This is a genomic window from Okeania sp., from assembly GCF_983059655.1.
On record NZ_CEZPJD010001040.1, the window covers coordinates 1 to 2,303 of the forward strand.

The following is a 2,303-nucleotide window of genomic DNA, read 5'->3' on the forward strand; positions in this document are numbered from 1 at the left end:
TGATTTTTATCCACGAGGAAATGTTCATACTACTATTGAAGTTGAACATTATAAATAGAATCGTAAGCATTAAGCAGTCAGCTATCAGCTATCAGCTTTATTACCTTTAAAGGAGAAACAAGAAAAAATTTTCATTGTTAGTCAATACTCTTCTTTTCAAGGATAGGTAATTGTTAATTAGGGTTTGCTGAAAAAAGCAAACTGTGGGAGAGTGGGAAGTACGGGGACCCACCCCTAAACCCTTCCAGGAGGCAGGGTCTATTTAGGGTCTGCTGAAAAAATTGGTTGGTGGGGGTAGGACACGGGGACACGGAGACGCGGGGACAAGTCGATTTGTGGGCGAACAAGCAAAAGTTTCGGCCATTTTATGTGAAGAAATTTTCTTGAATTTCAGCAGAAAATTTCAGTAAATTGATGTCAATAAGAGCCATAAACTTAGAGATAAACTGAATATAAAAAGCTTAATAGCTTTAGCTATCCTGACTTTTAGCTTTATGAGCGCCAGCCCTATTTATTGTCACTAGAGAAAACAGGAGTCAAATTCTCAGTTAAATATTAAGCATAAATACTTACTGAATTGTTAATTTCGATTGACCACTATAAATTTTCTTCTAACTTTTGACTTTTGACTTTTTCCTATTCTCAGTTAAATATTAAGTATAAATACTTACTGAATGGTTAATATTTGATTGACCACTATAATTTTTTCTAACTTTTGACTTTTGACTTTTGACTTTTGAATTTTTCATATTAGTTCATATCTTGAGAGTCAATTTCAGCCTGAACAACTGAACTATCAATTAATTCCTCTGATGCATTTTGATTAACTTTTTCTTCTTCTTCATACTCTAAAAACGCATTAACAATTTGCTCATTTTCTAACTCTTCCAATTGAGTAATCTTAATTTGGTCTAAACGTGGGCCTTCAGCAGAAATAACAGTAAATTCAAGACGGTCATACCATAACTTTTCTCCAGTAGTAGGTATTTTTTGTAACTGATAAATCAAAAATCCTCCCAAAGTTTGATAATCCTCAGTTAGAGGTAAATCTAAATTCAACAATTCATTAACTTCTTCTACACTTAACTGTGCCTGCACAATGAAAGTTTGATCATCTAACATTTGTAGAGTAAATTCTTCACTACCAGTTACTTCATAACTATTACCACCAATAATTTCAGCAATCAAATCCTCCCGTGTAATTAATCCAGCAGTACCACCAAATTCATCTACCACTATTACCATTTCTGGGTGCTGACGACTGTTTGGAATTTGACGCATTCTTTGCATCAAAGATAATAACTCGCTCAAATACATTTGTTCAGATACAAACCTTACAGGGCGAACCCAAGAACTAATTGAGGTCTGTGGGGATAATGAACCTTGTGCTAAAGGTTGGGCCAATTCTTTGAAATCTATAATGCCCTGAATATCATCTATGGACTCACCAACTACAGGAAAACGAGAATGACCAGATACCTTAATTTTATCTAACAAATTTTTAAAAGTAGCCTTACTAGAAATAGCATCTATATTAGTACGTGGAACCATGACTTCTAAAGCTGATACTTCCCCAAATTCAAAGACATTACTAAGTAACTGTCGTTCTTCCGCTTCTAAACCAGTTGATTCAGTAGAAGTAGAGATAATTAATTGTAATTCTTCAGGGGTAACTGGTGTTTTCCAGACATTACCAGTGTATTTAATTCCTATTAGTCGTAATAACCAACGAGTAGATTGATTTAAGACCCAAATAAATGGATTAAAGAAGCGAGATATAGCTAGACTTAAAGGACCTAATAATCTCGATAACTTTTCTGAATACAATAGTGCTACTGACTTTGGGCATAATTCTCCTAGTACAATTTGCAGGTAAGCCAAAATAAAAAAGGTAAAAATTGGGATAGCTAGGGAGTGAGCGATCGCTTGACTAACATGAGTAGAAAGTGGTAGTTCAACTATTGCAGCTCTAACAATTATGGCGATAGTTCCTTCACCTATCCAACCCAAAGCTAAACTAGACAAAGTAATACCTAACTGAGTTGTTGATAGTAGTCTGTCTATATTTTTTTGAAGTTTTTGAACAATTTTGGCTTGAACATCTCCTGCATCTACTAATTGATTAATGCGGGATCTACGCACAGAAACTATAGAGAATTCTGCTACCACAAAAAAGGCATTGATGGTAATTAGCAGAAAGACTGATAAAAGTCGCGACATTATCTCTGCCGATGTAAGTATTTCTAAGCTTGGCATCTGTCCCAAACTTACTGCCATTGATTCTGCCTCAGACCATTTCTCAA

The 2,303-nt window shown here is 35.0% G+C and carries 1 protein-coding gene; it reads right to left on the reverse strand.

Features of this window, described 5'->3' with window-relative positions; translation table 11 throughout:
• Positions 1-750: 750 nt before the first annotated feature.
• A complete protein-coding gene (locus AC3DU7_RS31540; RefSeq protein WP_488043173.1) occupies positions 751-2,277 on the reverse strand; it encodes a hemolysin family protein in 1,527 nt (508 codons plus the stop codon).
• Between the last annotated feature and the right edge of the window lie 26 nt (positions 2,278-2,303).